This window comes from Rhizobium sp. BIGb0125, assembly GCF_024810055.1.
In the GTDB taxonomy this organism is placed as follows: Bacteria; Pseudomonadota; Alphaproteobacteria; order Rhizobiales; family Rhizobiaceae; genus Agrobacterium.
Map to the genome: position 1 here is coordinate 806,056 of NZ_JANUDV010000002.1, position 20,440 is coordinate 826,495.

Below are 20,440 nucleotides of genomic sequence, written 5' to 3' on the forward strand. Positions count from 1 at the left end.
TTCGAAACCAGGAGTTTTGAAAATGGCAGCTAAAGAAGTAAAATTCGGCCGCAGCGCACGCGAAAAGATGCTGCGCGGCGTAGACATTCTTGCAGACGCAGTGAAGGTAACTCTCGGCCCTAAAGGTCGTAACGTTGTTATCGACAAGTCCTTCGGCGCACCACGCATCACCAAGGACGGCGTTTCGGTCGCCAAGGAAATCGAACTGGAAGACAAGTTCGAGAACATGGGCGCACAGCTCGTTCGCGAAGTTGCATCCAAGACCAACGACATTGCAGGTGACGGCACCACGACCGCTACCGTTCTGGCGCAGGCTATCGTTCGCGAAGGCGCAAAGGCCGTTGCAGCTGGCATGAACCCAATGGACCTGAAGCGCGGTATCGACCTCGCTGTTGCAGAAGTCGTCAAGGACCTGCAGGCAAAGGCAAAGAAGATCAACACGTCCGAAGAAGTTGCACAGGTCGGTACGATCTCTGCAAACGGCGAACGTCAGATCGGTCTCGACATTGCTGAAGCAATGCAGAAGGTTGGCAACGAAGGTGTTATCACCGTTGAAGAAGCCAAGACTGCTGAAACCGAACTCGAAGTCGTTGAAGGCATGCAGTTCGACCGCGGTTACCTGTCCCCTTACTTCGTAACCAACCCAGAAAAGATGATTGCGGATCTCGAAGACGCATACATCCTTCTCCACGAAAAGAAGCTTTCGAACCTGCAGGCTATGCTGCCAGTTCTCGAAGCTGTTGTTCAGACCGGCAAGCCACTCGTTATCATCGCTGAAGACGTAGAAGGCGAAGCTCTTGCAACGCTCGTCGTCAACAAGCTGCGTGGCGGCCTGAAGATCGCTGCTGTTAAGGCTCCTGGCTTCGGCGACCGCCGCAAGGCCATGCTCGAAGACATCGCCATCCTGACCGGTGGTACAGTGATCTCCGAAGACCTCGGCATCAAGCTCGAAAACGTTACGCTCGACATGCTCGGCAAGGCGAAGAAGGTTTCGATCTCCAAGGAAAACACAACGATCGTAGACGGCTCCGGCCAGAAGTCCGACATCGAAGGCCGCGTTGCCCAGATCAAGGCTCAGATCGAAGAAACTTCTTCTGACTACGACCGTGAAAAGCTGCAGGAACGTCTTGCCAAGCTCGCTGGCGGCGTTGCTGTTATCCGCGTTGGCGGTTCGACAGAAGTTGAAGTTAAGGAAAAGAAGGATCGCATCGACGACGCTCTCAACGCGACGCGCGCTGCTGTTCAGGAAGGTATCGTACCAGGCGGCGGCGTTGCCCTGCTGCGTTCTTCCACGAAGATCACTGTCAAGGGTGAGAACGACGATCAGGAAGCTGGCGTGAACATCGTTCGCCGCGCTCTGCAGTCTCTGGTTCGCCAGATCGCTGACAACGCTGGTGACGAAGCTTCTATCGTTGTTGGCAAGATTCTTGAAAAGAACGAAGACAACTATGGCTACAACGCTCAGACTGGCGAATACGGCGACCTGATCGCTCTCGGCATCGTTGACCCTGTCAAGGTTGTTCGTACGGCTCTGCAGAACGCAGCTTCGGTTGCTTCCCTGCTGATCACCACTGAAGCCATGATTGCTGAACTGCCAAAGAAGGATGCTCCGGCTCTTCCAGGCGGCGGTATGGGCGGTATGGGCGGTATGGACTTCTAATCAGTCCTACCCGTTTCGTATACGAAAGGGCGATCTTCGGATCGCCCTTTTTTGTTTGCGCCAATACTCGTCTTGTAACGTTAATGCACGCGGTTAAACAAAACGGTCAACACACAGGTCTTATCGTTTTTGCCAATTTAAATGTGAGATCGGGCCTTTTGCGCGCCCGGTGCCTTTACAACTTCCGCATCCTTCACAGTTTTGCCTCAGATCTCAGCAAAACAGTTTGGACGGCAGTCACTATTTTATGTTTCAAATGCCGTTTGCAACAAATTAGAAATACAAAATTATCTAATATGAATCATTATGGGACAGCATTGATGTTAGAAAATACTTGTCGCGGTAGAAAAATAGAGTATGAGGACTTTCTTCTTCCGTCTCTGAGCTTACCGGATGGTAGATGCTGACAGACGAGCACCCTTGAAAACCTAGCAAATTGTCGTATTTTCGAGTTATCGCGGAAAAAACATAGTATGTGATGTTTTTTAGCAAAAATGCATTGCCGTTTAAAAAAAAGAAACTATAAATCCTGCGCGAACAGCAGATATTTACAACTCTAAGATAAAATTTCAGAGCGCGTCTAAAACAAAAAGCATCTATCAAGACTCGCCGACATTCGTATGAGTGAATACTTTGCGCATTCGCAATATTCACGATTTCAGGTTTCTCATGATGAGCAACCAGCATCGCAATGCCACATGCTTCAGCGAAAAACGCAATCTGAAGTGTGTCACGCGCAAGTGTACCGGAACTTTGCGATAACGATACGTAAAACAACAGCTTAAACTACGCCAGCAAATCGGGGTCATCGCGACGTGTTTGAGTATGGGAATTGTTAAAGTGCCATTTTGCATTCCAATATCGTCAGGTACGAGAGACCAGCGAATGCATTCCGGCATAAAATTCGGGGACTACTGTGTTTAAGATTTCGCGAAACAACAATGCCGAATTTTCCCCTTCATGGAGCCACGAGGACCATGGATTTTTTTCGCAGCTCTGCGTTTCGGAGAAGTGGACCGGCAACCTGTCAAACGGCATCATTGAACTTGGCAGCCTGTCGTCGTCACTTCATGGTCTTGAAGGTAAAGAATGCGGCTTGCTTAGCCTGATGCGTTGTTATGATCCCCATGATCGCGCCAGCATTCTGGCCCTGTTCGAGCAAGCTTCTATGGCTGCATCACGCTTTTGTTTCACAACAACGGTGAAAATAGACGGCAACAAACGCCAACCAGTGTTCTGTGCAGGTGAATCTCGCGGCCAGGAAGAGCGTTTTTACGGCAGCATAACCGGCCTCTTCATGTTCCCACGCTTTCAGGTGCCTGTTGGTCAGAATGCATTTTATTCAACCCGTTTCGCGCAATAAGCTCCAACTCCGACCGATATGGGGTATGGGACCGTGGAAGGACAAACCAGCCCTTTCCTATGCCGGAACTTTTAGCCCCTTTATGCTGGCTGGGCGAGATTCTGCTTTATGGTGCCACGCTGCAACAGCGGGATAACGTTCCAATTGCAGAGCCTCCCTCGCGCCGTAATGGACTTCCAGACCCCGCACCCAAGGAAATGTCGCGATGTCGGCGATCGAATAGTCATCACCTGCCAGCCATTGATTGTGCTCCAGCCATTTTTCCAAAACACTCAGCAGGCGCTGGGTTTCTTCACGATAACGGTCCGTCGCGTATGGATTATTGGCGACCTTGTCGGAGGCATACTTAAAGAAATGGCCAAACTGGCCGAACATCGGGCCGACCCCACCAACCTGAAAAAATAGCCATTGTATCGCAAGATACCGCTTCTCCGGATCGCGGGGCAAAAGTTTCCCAGTTTTTTCAGCGAGATACAGCAGGATGGCACCGGACTCAAAAATACCAATGGGCCGTTTGTTTGGCCCATGTGGATCTATGATTGCGGGTATGCGACCGTTGGGATTGAGCGACAAAAACTCCATCGATTTCTGAACATTGGTTCCTATATCGATCTTGTGAACCTCATAGGGTAGCCCCAATTCCTCCAACGCAATTGCAACCTTCACGCCGTTGGGCGTGGCAAGTGAATAAAGCTGTATGATGTCTGGATTGGTGGCTGGCCATTGAGTGGTCACAGGAAAAGCAGAAAGATCGATCACGGCACATCTCCTCGGTCGTTATGAGACTGTATGCGCATTGCAAATATTTTAATGCTTGCAACTAAACCCGAAAGTCATCGCTTCGGATCTTTATTGTTCATCAATTGCGAACAAATCGTCTTTGTTCGTCTATCTTTCGTAAACAGACAAACTGATCCAAATATGGTTGCAGAATTCAGCATCACACACAATCGCCTACACGGCGCATGGAGCCTTATATGTCTGCAACAAATTCCAATACCAACAGCCTGATCTTGCTTGGCGCACGCGTACTTCTTGCCGCCATGTTCCTGCTCGCAGGTTTTCCTAAACTCATCGATCCGTCCGGCACCGCTGGCATGATCGCCGGCGCTGGCCTGCCTGCCGCAACCGCGCTTGCTTACATTGCCGGCATCTTTGAAGTCGTTTCCGGTCTTGCGATCCTTCTCGGTTTCCAAACAAAGATTGCAGCATTTGCTCTCGCGCTCTTCTGCTTGTTCACCGCATTCGTCTTCCATAATGGCCCGATTGTTGTCCCCGACTTTCCTGAAGGCGCAAACAACCTCCTGACCATGTTCAACGGCTTAATCTTCTGGAAAAACATTGCGGTCGCAGGTGGTTTCCTCGGCCTGGCAGCAACTGGCGCTGGTGCCTATTCCATCGATGGTCGTCGGGGCTAATAAGCCCTTCCTGAAAAACACAAAAACCGCCGGATTGTTCCGGCGGTTTTTTATTCCACATAGTCTTTCTCATGGGATGGAAGATCATCGATCTGCGACAGCCATGCCACTGATGAGCGCGCCCATATCTGGGCTTTCGGAGCCAACACATCACGCTCGTTGATGCTGCCCCATCGAATTCCCCATTCCTTCTCGTCCTCGCCCTCGCCGCTGGTAAACAGGGGCGAACCGCACTCTGGACAAAAATATTGCCGGCGGGCACGGCCGTTATCACCGACCTTCCGGTAGAGCTTGGGTTGGTTATCGAGAATTTTAAGATCGGCCCTCGGAACGAGCAGTGTGACGCGGAAGGGTGAGCCGGTTAGTCTCTGGCAATCAGTGCAATGGCAAATGCCCACACGGCTCGGATCGGCTTCCGCTTCAAATTTGACATGGCCACAGTGGCATTGCCCGCTAATATGCATGATGGCCTCCCTCTTCAGGCAGGCCATCATAAATGAACAGTACAGAAACCGACAGTCTAAAGGGCAGACTGCACGCGGGTGATGATATCTTTCACCACCGCATCGCCCTCATGTTCAGGCTTGCGTGCCCGCACAAAGCAGGCCTCGGAGCGCAGGATGACGCCATCCGACAAGATCTTTAGGTGGTTTGCCTTCAGTGTCGAACCCGTCGAGGTGATATCAACGATGATATCAGCTTGACCTGCGGCAGGTGCGCCTTCGGTCGCACCAAGGCTTTCGACAATGCGATAAAGTTGAATGCCGTGGCTGCCGGAAAAATACTGCTGTGTCAGACGCCAGTATTTCGTGGCAATGGCCAAACGACGTCCATGGCGCGCACGAAATTCGGCCGCCACATCACCAAGATCCGCCATGCTGTCGACATCCAGCCAGATTTCAGGCACGGCCACGACAACATCCGCATGACCAAAACCGAGGCGTGCACAAAATTCGACACGTCCATCGGCATTATCAAGTCCTTCGCGCACAAGATCTTCACCGGTCACGCCGAAGTCTACGGTGCCATTGCCGATCTCACGAGCAATCTCAGAGGCAGACAGATAGGCGATCTCGATGTCGTCGCGTCCGTCAACACGGGCGCGATAGGAACGATCATTGCCTATGGCAGAAATCTTCATGCCTGCCCGTTCGAGAATGGCAGAAGATTCCTCTTTCATGCGACCCTTGGAGGGCAGGCCAATGGTGATGGTCATTTGGAAGCCCTCGCCATTTCAATACGGTCCAGCCACAGGGAGAAGCCAACGGCGGGGATACGATCCGTCGCGCCGAGCAGCGTCATCAGCCGGTCAAAACGTCCGCCGCCTGCCAGCACCTCAACACTGCCTGTTTTGGTGATTTCGAACACAAGGCCGGTGTAATAGTCCAGCGGACGCCCGAAGGCCGCCTTATACTGAATGTTGTCCAAGTCGGCACCGGAATTTGCCAGCGCAGCCACGCGGCCATCGAAGGTGGAGAGAGCTGCGCCGAGCTGCAAACCGGCCTCCTGCGCAAAGGCGGCAAGCGCCTCGGATGCACCTGACAATGGCGCCTTCAAGGACAGGAATGTCTTCAGGGTGTTGAAATTATGGTCGGAAAGACGGGTGGCCGCCAATGCCAGCTTTTCGCGCAGACGTCGGGCAATTTCTGCCGGTGCGCGGCTTGCATTGGTGGAATAGCCCGTCTGCTGCATGACGGTATCGATGTAACCGACAAGCTCCGCTTCATCGCCTGAGGCAAGCAGGCCTGCTACCCGCGAATCCAGTCCCGTTACCGGTTTTGGATTGATCAGTCCCTCGAGCAGGGCTTCCAGTTGCTGGATATTGCCAAATGCCTGCACAAGCCGCTTTTGCCAGCCTGATGGCAGGCCAAGGGCTGCAACAACCGCTTCGAAAACCTTCTGGTCGCCCAGCGTTATCGACAGCGTCTGCGATGGCAAAAGTCTGTTAAGGACCGCCGTTGCGTCAACGATGGCGCGGGCGTCAGATGCAGCGATATCCGCATCGCCCAAATCCTCGATACCGGCCTGGTAAAATTCGTTGGCGCCTTCACGACGCTGGCGAAATACCTGCCCCATATAGGAATAACGTTTCGGCGTACCGGTTGCCGTTTCGATGTGGCGAAGGCAAACGGGAATGGTGAATTCCGGGCGCAGGCAAAGGCTTGCGCCGGTTTCGCTTTCGGTCAGGAAAATACGGCGGCGCAAATCTTCGCCCGCCATATCCAAAAACGGTTCGGCGGGCTGAATGACAGGCGTATCGATGCGCACTGTCTTGCGCTTGGCAAATTCATCCAGTAATTCACCGGCGAAATCCGGCATGTCGATGAAAGGCATGTTACCCTGCCCGCGCTCGGTCTTCAGCCTGTGCGGCCAGAATTTCCTTCACCTTGGCAACGAGTTCAGCTTCCGGAACGGTTTCCTGCGCCACACGCGCCTCACGCCAAGTCGCATTGTCCTCGATCTCGCCGGAAAGTCGTTTACCCTCGATCAGATCCTTGATCTGAACGACGCTTTGCGCACGCTCATCACCGCCCTGAATGATGGCGACAGGAGAACCGAGGCGGTCGGCATATTTCAGCTGGTTGCCGAACTTCTTCCAGTTGCCCTGATACATTTCGGCGCGGATGCCTTCGGCGCGCAGTGCCTGGGTGAAACGCTGGTAACGACCCATGCTTTCCACATCACCGTCCATGACGGTAATCAATACAGGTGCCAGTGCCTTTTGCTGTCCAAGCTTGCCAAGATTTTTCAGCGCCGTCATCAGGCGCGAAACACCAATGGAGAAACCGGTTGCCGGAACAGGCTGGCCCATGAAGCGGGATACCAGACCATCGTAACGGCCGCCACCGCCGACTGAACCGAATACGACCTTGTCACCCTTGTCATTGGTAACGTCGAAGGTCAGTTCAGCTTCGTAAACCGGGCCGGTGTAATATTCGAGACCACGCACGACGGACGGGTCGATCTTGATGCGGGTTTCATCGTAACCGGCGCTGGTCACCAGCGCGCCGATGATATTCAGTTCTTCGACGCCTTCTTCACCCTTCGAGGTGCCGGCAACGAGTGCTGCCAGATCAGCGGCGCTTTCCGCATAATTCTTGATACCTACGAAGAACAGAACCTTTTCGATCTGTCCTTCATCAAGGCCTGCGCCCTTGGTGAAATCGCCTGATTCATCCTTGCGGCCGGGGCCGAGCAGCAGCTTGACGCCTTCAGGGCCAAACTTGTCGAGCTTGTCGATGGCGCGGAGAACGTTGAGGCGACGGGCAGCATTTTCGTCGCCACCCAGACCCAGTGCTTCCATAACGCCGTCGAGAACCTTGCGGTTGTTAACGCGAATAACGTAATCGCCACGCTTGATGCCCAACGCTTCCAGCGTATCGGCCATCATCATGCACATTTCCGCATCGGCCTGCACGCCGGCAGCACCAACCGTGTCAGCATCAAACTGCATGAACTGCCGGAAACGGCCAGGACCCGGCTTTTCGTTGCGGAACACATAGCCAGCGCGGTAAGTGCGGAATGGCAGCTGAATTTCGTTGAAATTTTCTGCGACATGACGGGCGAGAGGCGCGGTCAAATCGTAACGGGCGCTCATCCACTGTTCGTCATCGTCCTGCAGCGAGAACACGCCTTCATTTGGGCGGTCACTGTCGGGCAGGAATTTTCCAAGCGCATCGGTGTATTCGAACAGCGGTGTTTCGATCGGATCGAAACCGTAGAGTTCGTATACCTTGCGGATTTTTTCGACCATTTCATTGGTGGCATGAATGTCGGCAGCCGAACGGTCCACAAATCCACGCGGCAAGCGTGCTTTCAGTTTCTGCGGTTTCTTCTGCTTTTCACTCATTTTTACCATTCCGGTCTTCTTCAGGATAATGCCGGTTCTTAGAGGATCGGGCTGCATGCGGCAAGCACGAACACGACCAATCTGGCCTCAGAGAATGGGCCAGCGGTCGATAAATCAGCACAAGTCCTGCCGATTGGATTTTGTCGCGGCAAGGGATCGACCCAAAGCCGCTTTTATCAGGACGGCTTCCTGCATCCTAAGCGCTTGCGAAGCGCCATACCATCTGTTAGTCGCTTGCCCGTTGCATGCAGCAACCGTAAGCGTCTGACGTCAAGCAACGCACCTAACCCTTCGTCATCAGGAGGGCGCTTATCCAAGGTGCTGTCCATGAAGACGAATTTCCAGAAAGCGAAGCTTTATGAAACTGTCACGCTTACCCGCGAAATATGGTGCGCTTCTGACACCTTTGATCCTGTCGATCATCATGACCTTCATCGTGTCGCTGATTGCCACCGTCAAGGCGGTCGGTATCAGCGATTTCTCGGCGCGTGAATGGATGTCGGCATGGGGCCTGTCGTGGATGGTTGCCTTCCCGACGCTTCTTCTTGTGCTGCCGCTGGTGCGCAGGATCGTCGGGCTTTTGGTAGCCCCTCACCGCGCCTAACGTGTTACGCCGCGCTCAATACGAGCGCGGCTTCCGCCAGCAAACTCTTTCAAACACCCTGCAAAAAACCGATAAAGGCATCATGATTCTCGAAGCCATCCATTATGCTGCCACGTTTGCCGTCACTCCACGGGAGTTCCGGCCTTATATTCGTTACAGCATAAACCTGTGGGCGCGTGCCAAACGCTGCACACAGGATTGGAAGGTGCATGAAGAAAACTGTAAGCGCACCATACTGGAACGCGCTGCTAAACTGCGGCAACGGCGAACCGCTGTCGTGCTGGGCTCCGGCCTTTGGCGCGATGTGCCCGTCAGAGAGCTCTGTCGACTGTTCGACACCGTTGTGTTGATCGATCTTGTCCACCCAGCGAGCGTGAAGCTCGAACAATCATTCCGCAAACTGAAAAACCTGCGCTTCGTTTACCGCGACTTCTCCGGTTATGAAGATGCAGCAGAAGATCGACCCGGTGAGCCACTAGGGTTTCTGCGGCTGGTGCCTTATCTCGATTTTGTCGTTTCAGCCAATGTGCTTTCACAGATCGGCACCGGTGCCCGCGACCGACTGTCGAAACACGGGCTGGAAGCCAGAGAACAGGACGTTCTGTCCCGGCTGATCAAGGCGCATGTCGAGGGGTTGGAACACCTGCCCTGCGCAGTCTGTCTGCTGACCGACACGGACTACACGGTTATCGATCGTAACGGAAACACCCATGAAACCGTTGATCTGTTGTATGGCGTAGAAACGCCAACACCTGTTTCAGACTGGGTATGGCCGGTGGTGCCACTGGGTGAAGAGAGCCGCGACTACAAAGTCGTGCACAAGGTGATTGCTGTTGACGTGCGCTGATCGCCAGCTTTAAATCAGCCTATGCGATTTGCGGCAAAAGCATTGATGATCTTGGCATGGCTGTTTTACGGGTCGATCCCGGCACAGTCTTCTTTTCTCATTGAGCCGATGAACGTTCGCCCCATCATGCAGGACATGACAGGCGATAACTCCTCTCATTCATATCATAAAAAGGTCGACCACACTTCCGCCCATCAGCAGCAGGCGGCCCAGAAAGACGAACCCTGCCCGCACCGCGGAGACATGAAACACAGTGGCTTGTGTACCGCTTGTCTGACGACAGCACCGCACATCACTGTTTTCGAGAGCGGAAAACACATCTTCGCCTATCCGGTACCGGATTTTGGTGACGTTTTCCTGACCTCCGCCTCTGCGCCTCCGATCCCGCCTCCCCGATCCTGATTTCTCATCGTTCAAATCAAACCCGCGGATCATCCGCTTTACCCTGAAACAATGACAACTCAGGATTTATACTCATGACCAAAACACTTCTTTCAACGGCAGTCTTTGCTGCGATGCTCGCTGGCCAAACCTTGGCGCAAGACACCAACAGCCATGCCGGTCATGGCGCGGCGGCCCAAACGCAAGAGAGCCCATCGACCAAGGCGTTCATGGAAGCGAATGACAAGATGCACGGCGACATGTCGCTGGAATTTACCGGTGATGCCGACGTAGATTTCGTACGTGGCATGATCCCGCACCATCAGGGCGCTATCGATATGGCCCGTATTCAGCTGCAATACGGCAAGGATCCTGAAATTCGCAAGCTGGCCGAAGAGGTCATCAAGGCGCAAGAAGGCGAGATTGTCATGATGGAGGAATGGCTGAAAAGCAAAGGCCACTAAACGATAAAAAGGGAATGCGCCTGATGGGCGCATTCTTCCTCATATCAGTAAAGACGCAGGCATCGGCGTCAGTTTTTTTCGATACGTAAATCATAATGTGCACCCAACCCGCGGCGTGGTGCACTGAGGATAAGAATGGGACGGATAAGCCACCAGCTATCCTTGTCAGCCTTTAGAGTGGCGACCTTCACCCCGGCATCGCTGAAAAAAATTGCGTCGTCATCGGGATCGGCCATATCGAAAACCGCAAAATTCAAGAATTCGCTTGAGGACGTCAGTGTGATCCGCATGGCGTCGCCCGCCTTGACATTGAGACGGTAGACATTGCCTCTGCCTTGACGCGTCCAGCCGCCGACATGCAGACCTTCCGGCGTAAATGAGCCAAGATCTCTCAACACTTCGCCAGGGTTGAGCCATGACGGCCTCTCATCTTGTGCCACTGCCGTGATTGGCGCGGCACATGATGCAAGAAGCAACATCAGAAACTGCCGTTTTTTCAACTCGTCGCTCAAGGACGTACAAACTCCGCGCGCAGTTTTTCCACCCGGTTCCGGCAATAACAACCCTCGATATGATCATTGACCATGCCCATGGCCTGCATGAAAGCATAAACGGTGGTCGGGCCCACAAATGTCCAGCCACGTTTTTTCAGGTCTTTAGACAACCGCACCGAGGTTGGTGTTGTCGGGTTGGCTCTCAGTTCCTGATAATCGAACACCGCCGGACGCTGGTCCGCAGACGGTTCATAACTCCAGAAATAATGGGCCAGCGTCCCAAATTCCTGTTTCAGGTCCAGCGCACGCCGCGCATTGTTGATGGTGGAAACGATCTTGCCGCGATGCCGCACAATGCCTTTGTCGGCCAGGCACCTGTTCACATCATCCTCAGTGAAAGCTGCCACGATGGAAAAATCGAACCCACTGAAGGCGGCGCGGAAGGCCTCGCGCTTGCGCAGGATGGTCAGCCAGGACAGGCCAGACTGAAAGCCTTCAAGACAGATTTTCTCAAAAAGCCTGATATCATCGACCACAGGCTTGCCCCACTCTTCATCATGGTAGTGACGGTAATCTTCAAGCCCCTGATGCCACGAGCAGCGCACTTGTCCATCCGGACCCGTCAGAAGCCCATTTTCACTCATCTGATGCCATCCCTCGTGCAAATCACCATGGAATTACCATTGATTCACCCTGTTTCAAAACCCCGCAGTAACCTTACGACAAGGTTTCCATGATCCCGCCTGTTTTAATTAATCGGCATTTACCATTCGCTTGTCCGAAAGTGAGAACGTCAAAACATGTTTCGGTGCATGTAACGAGTAGATCCGATGACGATGAAGTCTCTATGTCTGGCATTAAGCCTTGTTTCTGTCTTTTCTTCAGCCGCTTTGGCAAATGACCGCTATCGCGAACGGCCTCCGGTTATTGTCAGCCCCGATCTTTCGGCACCGTGGCTAATGCAGCTTGGTGGCGGCAGTGCACGTCCCGTGGTGGTGCCACAGCGCCAGACGGTACGTCAGCCAGTTTACCAGCGCCAGCAGGCGGTCAATGTTCGTCCAACCCGCCAATATAATGGCGTGACAAGCCAGCGTCCGGCCGGTGTTCAGCAAGTTGCTGTACGACCAAATTCACCGGCCAAGGCACAGATCGCGCCGCAGTTCCTGCCACAGATCGTATCCTACCAGACACAGCATCCGGCCGGCACAATCGTTATCGATACGCCGAACCGTTTCCTCTATCTGGTTCTGGCAGATGGCAAGGCACGTCGTTACGGCGTTGGTGTCGGCAAGCCCGGCTTTGAATGGGCTGGCACCCACCAGGTTACCCGCAAAGCGGAATGGCCAAGTTGGACACCACCGAAAGAAATGATCACCCGCGAAGCGGCAAAGGGTCATTATCTGCCGGCATTCATGGAAGGTGGCCCGCAAAATCCAATGGGTGCACGCGCCATGTATCTCGGCTCGACCCTCTACCGCATTCACGGCACCAACCAGCCGTGGACAATCGGCAGCAACAATTCTTCCGGCTGCATCCGCATGCGCAATGAGGACGTGACCGACCTCTATGAGCGCGTCAATGTCGGCACCAAGGTTATCGTCATGTAAGGCGTTAAAGCCGACAAACAGAACACGACATTCCGGCAGTATAGCGTGTATTGCCGGAACAGATGCACGTTTAGACTTGCGTTCATGGGCGGCTTGGCTAACTTCAGCCTGTATCAGGTTTGAGGGGAGCATAGATGAACCGAAGAGATCTTCTTGCATCAGCCATGGGGATGGCAGCGCTGACTGTGATTTCCGTACCATCCGCACAGGCAGTCACACTCGCCGACAAGGCGTTGAACGTACCCGCAGGCACCGATGTCCAGCCGGTGGCAATCCAGAAAAAGCAGGTCGAGGAAAAGTACAAACGCCGCGTCGTTCGTCTTTCCACCACCGAAACGCCCGGCACGATCATCGTCGATACCAACAACAAGTTTCTCTATTTCGTTGAAGGCAAGAACCGCGCGACCCGCTACGGCATTGGCGTCGGACGCGATGGTTTTGGCTGGTCCGGTGTTGTAAAAGTCGGCCGTAAGGCGGAATGGCCAACATGGACCCCGCCTGCTGAAATGCGCCGCCGCGAAGCCGCGAAAGGCCGCATTCTGCCAGCCGTTCAAAAAGGTGGCGAAGACAATCCGCTGGGCGCGCGCGCGCTTTATCTCTATCAGGGCGGACGCGACACCATCTTCCGTATTCACGGCACAAACCAGCCTTGGACAATCGGTCTGAATATGTCGTCCGGCTGCATCCGTATGATGAACAAGGATGTCGAACATCTGTATGCCCGCGCCGATATCGGCACGAAGGTCATCGTTGTCGGCCCGGGCAACAAGCAGGGTAACGTATCGTTCAACGATCGCGGTATTGATATTCTGCGCACCATTTTCGGTGGCTGACACACCAGCCATGACAGGGTGTATGACGCCCTGTCATGGTTTTGCGATTTTGTCGCCGGTTGAATGATCCGTCAGATCAACCACTTGTAGGGATCAGCGATCGGTTCGTGATTACCGGCTTTCTGCAGTCCCACGACACAGCGGACAACGACCCAGATAATCGTGGCCAGCATGCCCAAAAAACCGATGAAAATGACTGTCAGCATCAGCGAAATGAAGCCGTAGAGAATGCCTATCCAGAAGGTCCGTATAGCCCAGGTGTAATGCGACTGCATCCAACCGGTTGCCTTTGTCTTGTTCAGATAGGCGATAACAACTCCGACAATGCTGGTAATGCCGACAACGAAGCTCAGCAGATACAATATGTAAACAAGCTGGATGTTGGTTTTGCCCGGTTCGAGCCAGTTATCGTCAGGGGAGCGCACAGGTTCGTTGGACATAGGGTCTGCCATGAAATACCTCCGCTATTCATAACATTTACTTCCGCCTTCAACATTTAGGGCGTGTTTGGAATTTTACCAGATTGTCCTGCCAGGAACGTCTTGCCTGACCCATGACGTGGCTAGCAATTGCTGTTATTGGATTGATGACCGTTCCGGCATAAATGGAAAAGATTTTGACCAATCTGGGTGACCTTGAAGTCTTCAATCTCGTGGCGCAATGCGGCAGCATGTCAGAAGCAGCGCGTTCCCTCGGGTATTCGCCAGCGGTTATTTCCAAACGCATCAAACGACTTGAAGAACGCCTTGGGGTCCGTCTTTTCCAGCGCACCACCCGTCAGCTTTCATTGACCGAAGCGGGTCAGGGGTTTTATGAGCGGGTTCAAGGCATTCTCGTCAGTCTGGGCGAAGCAGAGGATTTTGTCGCCGGACGCGCCAATGCCATTTCAGGGTCGCTGAAAATTTCGGCCCCCACCTCTTTCGGGCGCCTGCATATCGCACCCCACCTCAAACCCTTCATCGATACCAATCCCGCCCTTGCCATCAACCTGGTGCTAAGCGACGAGTTCACCGATCTTGTGGCCGGCGGTTTTGATCTGGCCATCCGCATCGCCGACCTTAATGATTCAAGCCTTGTGGCACGGCGTCTCGCCCCAGTTCGCCGCGTATTGTGCGCCTCTCGCAGCTATGTCGAGAGACATGGACTGCCGAAGGACATCAGCGACCTTGCCAACCATCGCTGCCTGCCGGCCCACAACAATGACAGCTGGCGGCTGGAGGGCCCCGACGGCGTCGTAACATTGCGTCCCGACGGCATGCTGGTCACCAACTCGAGTGAAGTTATTCGTGAAGCTGTCATCGCCGGTCTTGGCATTGCACTGCGCTCGACATGGGATATCGGGCAGGAACTGCGTGACGGTTCGCTCGTTCAGGTTTTGCCTGATTATGAGGGATCGAAAAACGTCTCGTTGTCGGCAATTTATTCCAGTCGCAAACTGTTGCCTGCAAAAGTGCGGCTGTTCATCGACTACATGACGACACTTTACTCGCCGGTCCCCTACTGGGAGCGATGACACCGTCGTTTTTCAGTCGAAATACAGAAAAACCAGAAACTGCACCATTCCGATGGAACTTTTTCAACGAAGTCGCATTTGCATTCATTAGTTGAAAAATTATACCAAGATGGATGTATATTTCCCATGACCGATCAGGATCGCTATCCAAGGATTGCACTCGTTTCGACCCATGGCTATGTGGCCGCCCATCCTCCCCTGGGCGCTGCCGACACCGGTGGCCAGGTAGTCTATGTGCTTGAACTTGCCCGAAAACTTGGGCAGCTCGGCTACACTGTGGACCTGTATACACGGCGCTTTGAAGATCAGCCGGAATTCGACGAGGTTGACGAACGCGTGCGCGTGGTCCGCATTCCCTGCGGCGGCAGCGATTTTATTCCCAAGGAATATCTGCACCGCCACATGATGGAATGGTGTGAGAATGCGTTGCGGTTCATCAAGAAAAACAACCTCACCTATTCCTTCATCAACAGTCACTATTGGGACGCCGGTGTCGCGGGTCAACGCTTGTCCGAAGCGCTCAAGGTGCCGCACCTGCATACGCCGCACTCCCTCGGCATCTGGAAAAAACGCCAGATGGAGACCGACTACCCAGAGAAGGCAGACAGTTTCGACCTGGAGTTCAACTTCAAGGAACGCATCCAGCACGAACTGATCGTCTATCGCAGCTGCGATCTGGTGATCGCCACGACGCCAATACAATTGGACATGCTGCTCGAGGACTACAATCTCAAGCGTAAGCAAGTGCACATGATTCCGCCGGGTTATGATGACAATCGCTTTTTCCCTGTGTCAGAAGCATCCCGCCAGATGCTGCGCAGTCGTTTTGGCTTCGAGGGAAAAACCGTGCTTGCGCTTGGTCGGCTGGCGACCAACAAGGGGTATGATTTGCTGATTGACGGCTTTTCGGTTCTTGCGGAACGCGAACCGGAAGCTCGCCTGCATCTGGCCGTTGGCGGCGAGAACATGGATCCGCAGGAAACAACAATCCTCAACCAGCTCAAGCAAAGGGTCGAGGATCTTGGTTTGCAGCACAAGGTCGTATTCTCCGGTTACGTGTCAGATGAGGATTTGCCGGATATTTACCGCGCAGCCGATTTGTTTGTTCTCTCCAGCCGTTACGAACCTTTCGGGATGACCGCCATCGAGGCGATGGCCAGTGGCACACCCACTGTGGTGACCATTCACGGTGGTTTGTTCCGGGCGGTCAGTTATGGTCGTCACGCACTGTTTGCCGATCCTTTCGACAAGGAGGATCTGGGCATCACCATGATGAAGCCCTTCAAACATGAAAGGCTGTATGGCCGCCTGTCGCGGATGGGTGCCCACAAGGCTCGCAGCCTGTTTACCTGGACCGGCATTGCACAGCAGGTTCTGGCACTGGTGGAAGGGCGAAGCATGATGCCTGTGCTGGAAGAAGCCGATTGGGCAGAACCGTGGAATGACGGCGATTGATGCGGCTTTTTTCGACTGACCTCGACGGCACGGTTGTCGGAAACCCAGAGGCGACCCGTCGCTTTGCGCGTTTCTGGCATTCCCTGCCTGACGATATTCGCCCGGTACTGGTTTACAACAGCGGTCGTCTGGTGGATGATCAGCTTGCGCTGATTGACGAAACCGGCCTGCCCGAACCGGACTTCATTATCGGTGGCGTCGGCACGATGTTGCACCACAAGACAAATACCAGTCTTTCCGACAACTTCAGTTCGGCCATCGCCGACGGCTTTGATAGCCATTCCGTCGAACGCGTCATGTCCGGTATAGACGGCATAAAGAAGCAGCCGGATGAGTATCAGCATGCGCTGAAATCAAGCTGGTATCTTCACGATTCAACGCAGAATGCGCTTACCGCCATTCAACAGCGGCTGGAACATGCGGGGCTTCAAGCCCAGATCGTGTATTCCAGCAGTCGCGATCTGGACGTGCTGCCACGCAATGCCAACAAGGGCTATGCCGCCCTTTGGCTTGCAAAATCGCTGGGCATCACACCGAGCGATATCATCGTGGCTGGCGATACTGGCAATGACCGCGCCATGTTTGAAATTCCCGGTGTGCGCGGCATTATCGTCGCCAATGCACTGGATGAACTGCGCCAGCTTGGCAACACAAATGATCGATTGATGATTGCAAAATTACCGATGGCCGATGGCGTTATTGAGGGGCTTACCCGATTGCTGGCGCGTGAAACTTAAATTTCCGGTGGAACGTCGCCGGAATGCCGCAAACAGGATATTGACGGTCCTTTTTCAAGCGCAGACTATCGAGAATCATCATATTTTCATGATTTGCACATAATATTCGACATCGCTTATATTTAAGCATGCCCAAATGGAAGGAAACTCCGTTATTGAACCTGCTCAACCGATTGACCAATGACGTTTATCTCATGCTGCGCCGTCCACCGCGTCAGCAATATGCGGCTTTGTGCTATCGGATCAAGAAAAAGCAGGGCGACGTTGAGATCCTGGTCCTGACGAGCCGCGATACCGGACGTTGGGTTATTCCGAAGGGCTGGCCGATGGACGGCAAGCAGGCTCACACGGTTGCCGCGCAGGAAGCCTACGAGGAAGCTGGCGTAAAAGGTAAAGTCGAAAAGGAAATTCTCGGCTTCTACGAATACCAGAAAAAACTATCCAACGGCATGAATGTTCTTTGCAGGGTACAAGTCCATGCACTGGAAGTTGAAGAGTTGATCAAGAACTTCCCTGAAAAGAACAGCCGTAAACTTGAATGGGTTTCCGTCGAAGAAGCTGCAAGCCGCGTCAATGAACCGGAGTTGAAAACTCTCATTCGTTCTTTCGGAAAGCGTATTTCTACAGTCATTCCAGCCAAAATCTGATAAGAATACCGACTTTGGGGGCCGTCCATATTGATTTTGCGGGCTCCATAAACTAACCGATATTCCCCATCATGATAACGAATGCTTTATCCAGGCGCTCCGTTCGCAGGCCTCGTGTTATCATGAGTTTTCCTACCCTCCCTTAAGCCGCCTGAACCACGGATGAAAGGATACCCGGCATAGAGGTGACGATGGCTATGGAATTGCCAGACTTGACAAAACGTACACTGGACAAAGACCTAGACAAGCTGACCAATGTCGAGGCGGCGACGCATTACCTTGCCAGGCAATTTGCGAATTATGCCACTGCAACGCTGTTTCTGATCGTTGCAGGTTTCTTTGCGGGTGCTTCGGTCAGCAATAGCCCGGGGGTCTGGATCATTATCGCGGCTGGTGCTGTCGGAGCCTACATGGCCGTCAATATCGGCGCCAACGACGTGACCAACAATGTTGGACCGGCGGTAGGCGCAAAAGCCATCAGCATGGGCGCAGCACTTGTGCTTGCGGCCGTTTTTGAAATTGCCGGCGCGCTTTTAGCAGGCGGCGGAGTTGTGCACACGATTTCGAGCGGAATTATCGACACGTCCGACGTCGCCAATGCCGACGTCCTCGTCTGGATCATGATGGCAGCCCTGCTGGCGGCGGCCTTGTGGGTCAATCTCGCGACTTGGCTGAAAGCACCAATTTCTACCACGCACGCGATTGTTGGCGGTGTTGCCGGTGCAGGCATTGCAGCGTCCGGCCTTGACGCCGTTGACTGGATTGCCATGGCGCGCATTGCCGCAGGATGGATGGTCTCTCCGTTGTTGGGCGGACTGGTTGCCATCGCATTCCTGGCCTTCATCAAGGAATTCATCATCTACCGTACCGACAAGGTTGCAGCGGCACGTTTCTGGGTGCCTATCCTGTCGGCAATTCTGGCCGGTGTATTTGCGAGCTATCTGGCCCTGATCGGCGTACAGCAAATCGTGCAGATTTCTGTTGGCAACTCTCTGTTAATCGGATTGCTATGTGCGGGTCTTACCTGGCTTGCCAGCGCGCCATTTGTCAAAAAGCAGTCGATAGGGCTTGAAAACCGCAATCAGTCCCTGCGCCAGTTGTTTCAGATACCGCTGATTTTTTCTGCTGCGTTGCTGTCTTTCTCTCATGGTGCAAACGACGTATCCAATGCGGTCGGCCCCTTGGCTGCAATCGTACAGGCCGTGCAGAACAACTCGATGAGCAATGACGTTGACGTGCCGTTGTGGGTCATGCTGATCGGCGCATTTGGGCTGTCCTGCGGTATTCTGCTGTTCGGGCCGCGCCTGATCCGGTTGGTTGGTGAACAGATTACCAAGCTTAACCCGATGCGCGCTTTCTGCGTTTCCCTCGCAACAGCGCTGACCGTTCTCTTGGCATCCTGGCTCGGCATGCCGGTCAGTACGACACATACCGCCGTCGGAGCGGTGTTTGGGGTCGGCTTTTTCCGTGAGTGGTACACCCGCAATTCAAAGCGCCGTAAACTTACGGTGCGTGCACAGCCGATCCGCGTAACCGACAATGTGTTTGAAACGGACACCGTGGAAATGCGCAGACGTTATCTGGTGCGCCGTTCGCATTTCATGACCATCATTGCGGCCTGGATGATAACGGTTCCTGCAAGCGCCACTCTTGCAGCCTGGCTTTATTGGGTTATGTTCCGGCTCTTCATATAACGGAATGTAAGAGCAGAAAATGCGCGCCAATTTTCGCATGCAACGTCTTTATGTCGAGGATGCCATTATCCTCGGCACCGGCATTGCCGCCAGCAGTGAACAGTTCAACTATCTGGCCAATGTGCTGCGCATGACGGACGGCGCAGAGGTGCTGATTTTTAACGGCCGTGATGGCGAGTGGAAAGCGCGTCTGGCCTTCCCGTCAAAAAAGAAAATCGTGCTGGTGCCGCAAGAACAGACCCGGCCGCAGCCAGCGCCCTGCGATCTGCATTATCTTTTCGCCCCGTTGAAAGTTGGCCGTATCGATTACCTGATCCAGAAGGCTGTCGAAATGGGTGCGGGCATTCTGCAACCGGTGATGACGCAGCATGTACAGGGCAAGATCACCAATCTGGAACGTTTGCAGGCCAACGCAATCGAAGCCTCCGAACAGTGCGGCATCTTGGCCATTCCGCAGGTGCAGCAGCCAGTGAAGCTGCGTGAGCTTCTGGAGAACTGGCCATCGTCACGCCGCATCATTTATTGCGATGAAGGCGACGAGGGCCAGAACCCCCTGCCCGTTCTGTCACGTATCAAGGAGCGCCAACTTGCGCTGTTGATTGGCCCGGAAGGCGGCTTTTCCGAAGAAGAACGACAGCTGCTTCGCAACCACCAAAGCGTGACGCCGATACCACTCGGCCCACGGATTTTGCGGGCGGATACGGCTGCTGTTGCCGCACTTGCGGTTATTCAGGCGGCCATCGGAGACTGGCAATAATCAATCCTGGTGATGGCGATTATCGGCATTAAACCATGATTGAAAGAAATTCATTTGCAGAGGCTATCGTCCCGCCCTATCTGGCTTTTTGAATGACAGACAGACGTTGCGCAGTA

At 53.8% G+C, this 20,440-nt stretch carries 23 protein-coding genes; 15 read left to right on the forward strand and 8 right to left on the reverse strand.

What is annotated here, in order from left to right:
- Window positions 1-22: 22 nt before the first annotated feature.
- Both groL and M2418_RS07880 read left to right on the forward strand, forming a co-directional pair.
- Window positions 23-1,660 (forward strand): chaperonin GroEL, encoded by a 1,638-nt coding sequence (gene groL / locus M2418_RS07875; RefSeq protein WP_259145827.1) that lies wholly within the window; start codon window positions 23-25, stop codon window positions 1,658-1,660.
- Between the two features lie 916 nt (window positions 1,661-2,576).
- Window positions 2,577-3,023, forward strand: coding sequence for a hypothetical protein (locus tag M2418_RS07880; RefSeq protein ID WP_259145828.1), 447 nt, complete (start codon window positions 2,577-2,579; stop codon window positions 3,021-3,023).
- A gap of 57 nt (window positions 3,024-3,080) precedes the next feature.
- Here the strand turns inward: M2418_RS07880 and M2418_RS07885 are convergent, their stop codons facing one another.
- Window positions 3,081-3,782, reverse strand: coding sequence for a glutathione binding-like protein (locus tag M2418_RS07885; protein WP_250983636.1), 702 nt, complete (start codon window positions 3,780-3,782; stop codon window positions 3,081-3,083).
- Window positions 3,783-4,000: 218 nt separating this feature from the next.
- Here M2418_RS07885 and M2418_RS07890 point away from each other — a divergent pair, with 218 nt between their 5' ends.
- Window positions 4,001-4,441: a DoxX family protein gene (locus M2418_RS07890; protein WP_259145831.1), complete on the forward strand. Its 441-nt coding sequence runs from the start codon at window positions 4,001-4,003 to the stop codon at window positions 4,439-4,441.
- 50 nt (window positions 4,442-4,491) lie between these two features.
- On the opposite strand, the gene M2418_RS07895 is transcribed toward M2418_RS07890, so the two are convergent.
- From M2418_RS07895 to hisS, 4 genes are read right to left on the reverse strand one after another with little or no spacing between them, the layout of a single operon-like run.
- On the reverse strand, window positions 4,492-4,905 hold the full coding sequence (locus tag M2418_RS07895; RefSeq protein WP_250983634.1) for a GFA family protein: 414 nt from the start codon (window positions 4,903-4,905) through the stop codon (window positions 4,492-4,494).
- A gap of 56 nt (window positions 4,906-4,961) precedes the next feature.
- Window positions 4,962-5,657 (reverse strand): ATP phosphoribosyltransferase, encoded by a 696-nt coding sequence (gene hisG / locus M2418_RS07900; RefSeq protein ID WP_259145833.1) that lies wholly within the window; start codon window positions 5,655-5,657, stop codon window positions 4,962-4,964.
- Complete coding sequence (locus M2418_RS07905) at window positions 5,654-6,775, reverse strand: ATP phosphoribosyltransferase regulatory subunit (RefSeq protein WP_259145835.1); 1,122 nt, start codon at window positions 6,773-6,775, stop codon at window positions 5,654-5,656. Before M2418_RS07905 ends, hisG begins: the two co-directional genes overlap by 4 nt.
- A 1-nt stretch (window position 6,776) precedes the next feature.
- Complete coding sequence (gene hisS, locus M2418_RS07910) at window positions 6,777-8,291, reverse strand: histidine--tRNA ligase (protein ID WP_259145836.1); 1,515 nt, start codon at window positions 8,289-8,291, stop codon at window positions 6,777-6,779.
- Window positions 8,292-8,649: 358 nt separating this feature from the next.
- Here hisS and M2418_RS07915 point away from each other — a divergent pair, with 358 nt between their 5' ends.
- From M2418_RS07915 to M2418_RS07930, 4 genes are all read left to right on the forward strand, one after another.
- Complete coding sequence (locus tag M2418_RS07915) at window positions 8,650-8,895, forward strand: DUF2798 domain-containing protein (RefSeq protein ID WP_192487078.1); 246 nt, start codon at window positions 8,650-8,652, stop codon at window positions 8,893-8,895.
- A gap of 82 nt (window positions 8,896-8,977) precedes the next feature.
- A complete protein-coding gene (locus M2418_RS07920) occupies window positions 8,978-9,742 on the forward strand; it encodes a hypothetical protein (RefSeq protein WP_259145838.1) in 765 nt (254 codons plus the stop codon).
- 45 nt (window positions 9,743-9,787) lie between these two features.
- Complete coding sequence (locus M2418_RS07925; protein WP_259145840.1) at window positions 9,788-10,144, forward strand: hypothetical protein; 357 nt, start codon at window positions 9,788-9,790, stop codon at window positions 10,142-10,144.
- 74 nt (window positions 10,145-10,218) lie between these two features.
- Entirely contained in the window at window positions 10,219-10,587 is a 369-nt protein-coding gene (locus M2418_RS07930) for a DUF305 domain-containing protein (RefSeq protein WP_259145842.1), read from the forward strand.
- 68 nt (window positions 10,588-10,655) lie between these two features.
- On the opposite strand, the gene M2418_RS07935 is transcribed toward M2418_RS07930, so the two are convergent.
- Together M2418_RS07935 and M2418_RS07940 are read right to left on the reverse strand one after the other, a co-directional pair.
- On the reverse strand, window positions 10,656-11,066 hold the full coding sequence (locus M2418_RS07935) for a hypothetical protein (RefSeq protein ID WP_259145843.1): 411 nt from the start codon (window positions 11,064-11,066) through the stop codon (window positions 10,656-10,658).
- 29 nt (window positions 11,067-11,095) lie between these two features.
- Entirely contained in the window at window positions 11,096-11,725 is a 630-nt protein-coding gene (locus M2418_RS07940; RefSeq protein WP_192487074.1) for a DNA-3-methyladenine glycosylase I, read from the reverse strand.
- A 186-nt stretch (window positions 11,726-11,911) separates the two neighbouring features.
- Here M2418_RS07940 and M2418_RS07945 point away from each other — a divergent pair, with 186 nt between their 5' ends.
- Window positions 11,912-12,688 carry a L,D-transpeptidase gene (locus M2418_RS07945; RefSeq protein ID WP_250983626.1) on the forward strand — a complete coding sequence of 259 codons (777 nt, stop codon included), beginning with the start codon at window positions 11,912-11,914 and terminating at the stop codon, window positions 12,686-12,688.
- A gap of 134 nt (window positions 12,689-12,822) precedes the next feature.
- Window positions 12,823-13,521 (forward strand): L,D-transpeptidase, encoded by a 699-nt coding sequence (locus M2418_RS07950; RefSeq protein ID WP_259145846.1) that lies wholly within the window; start codon window positions 12,823-12,825, stop codon window positions 13,519-13,521.
- Between the two features lie 71 nt (window positions 13,522-13,592).
- Here M2418_RS07950 and M2418_RS07955 read toward each other — a convergent pair whose 3' ends face one another.
- A complete protein-coding gene (locus M2418_RS07955; protein WP_259145848.1) occupies window positions 13,593-13,973 on the reverse strand; it encodes a DUF4870 domain-containing protein in 381 nt (126 codons plus the stop codon).
- Window positions 13,974-14,137: 164 nt separating this feature from the next.
- On the opposite strand from M2418_RS07955, the gene M2418_RS07960 reads away from it, so the two are divergent.
- From M2418_RS07960 to M2418_RS07985, 6 genes are all read left to right on the forward strand, one after another.
- Window positions 14,138-15,034 carry a LysR family transcriptional regulator gene (locus M2418_RS07960; RefSeq protein ID WP_259145850.1) on the forward strand — a complete coding sequence of 299 codons (897 nt, stop codon included), beginning with the start codon at window positions 14,138-14,140 and terminating at the stop codon, window positions 15,032-15,034.
- 126 nt (window positions 15,035-15,160) lie between these two features.
- Complete coding sequence (locus M2418_RS07965; RefSeq protein WP_405049386.1) at window positions 15,161-16,489, forward strand: glycosyltransferase family 4 protein; 1,329 nt, start codon at window positions 15,161-15,163, stop codon at window positions 16,487-16,489.
- Entirely contained in the window at window positions 16,489-17,226 is a 738-nt protein-coding gene (locus M2418_RS07970; protein ID WP_259145852.1) for an HAD family hydrolase, read from the forward strand. The genes M2418_RS07965 and M2418_RS07970 overlap by 1 nt, the downstream gene beginning before the upstream one ends.
- Before the next feature lie 155 nt (window positions 17,227-17,381).
- Window positions 17,382-17,873, forward strand: a complete 492-nt coding sequence (locus M2418_RS07975; protein ID WP_259145854.1) for an NUDIX hydrolase — start codon at window positions 17,382-17,384, stop codon at window positions 17,871-17,873.
- 191 nt (window positions 17,874-18,064) lie between these two features.
- Window positions 18,065-19,567, forward strand: a complete 1,503-nt coding sequence (locus M2418_RS07980; protein ID WP_259145855.1) for an inorganic phosphate transporter — start codon at window positions 18,065-18,067, stop codon at window positions 19,565-19,567.
- Window positions 19,568-19,586: 19 nt separating this feature from the next.
- Window positions 19,587-20,324: a 16S rRNA (uracil(1498)-N(3))-methyltransferase gene (locus tag M2418_RS07985; RefSeq protein WP_259145857.1), complete on the forward strand. Its 738-nt coding sequence runs from the start codon at window positions 19,587-19,589 to the stop codon at window positions 20,322-20,324.
- Window positions 20,325-20,440 lie beyond the last annotated feature (116 nt).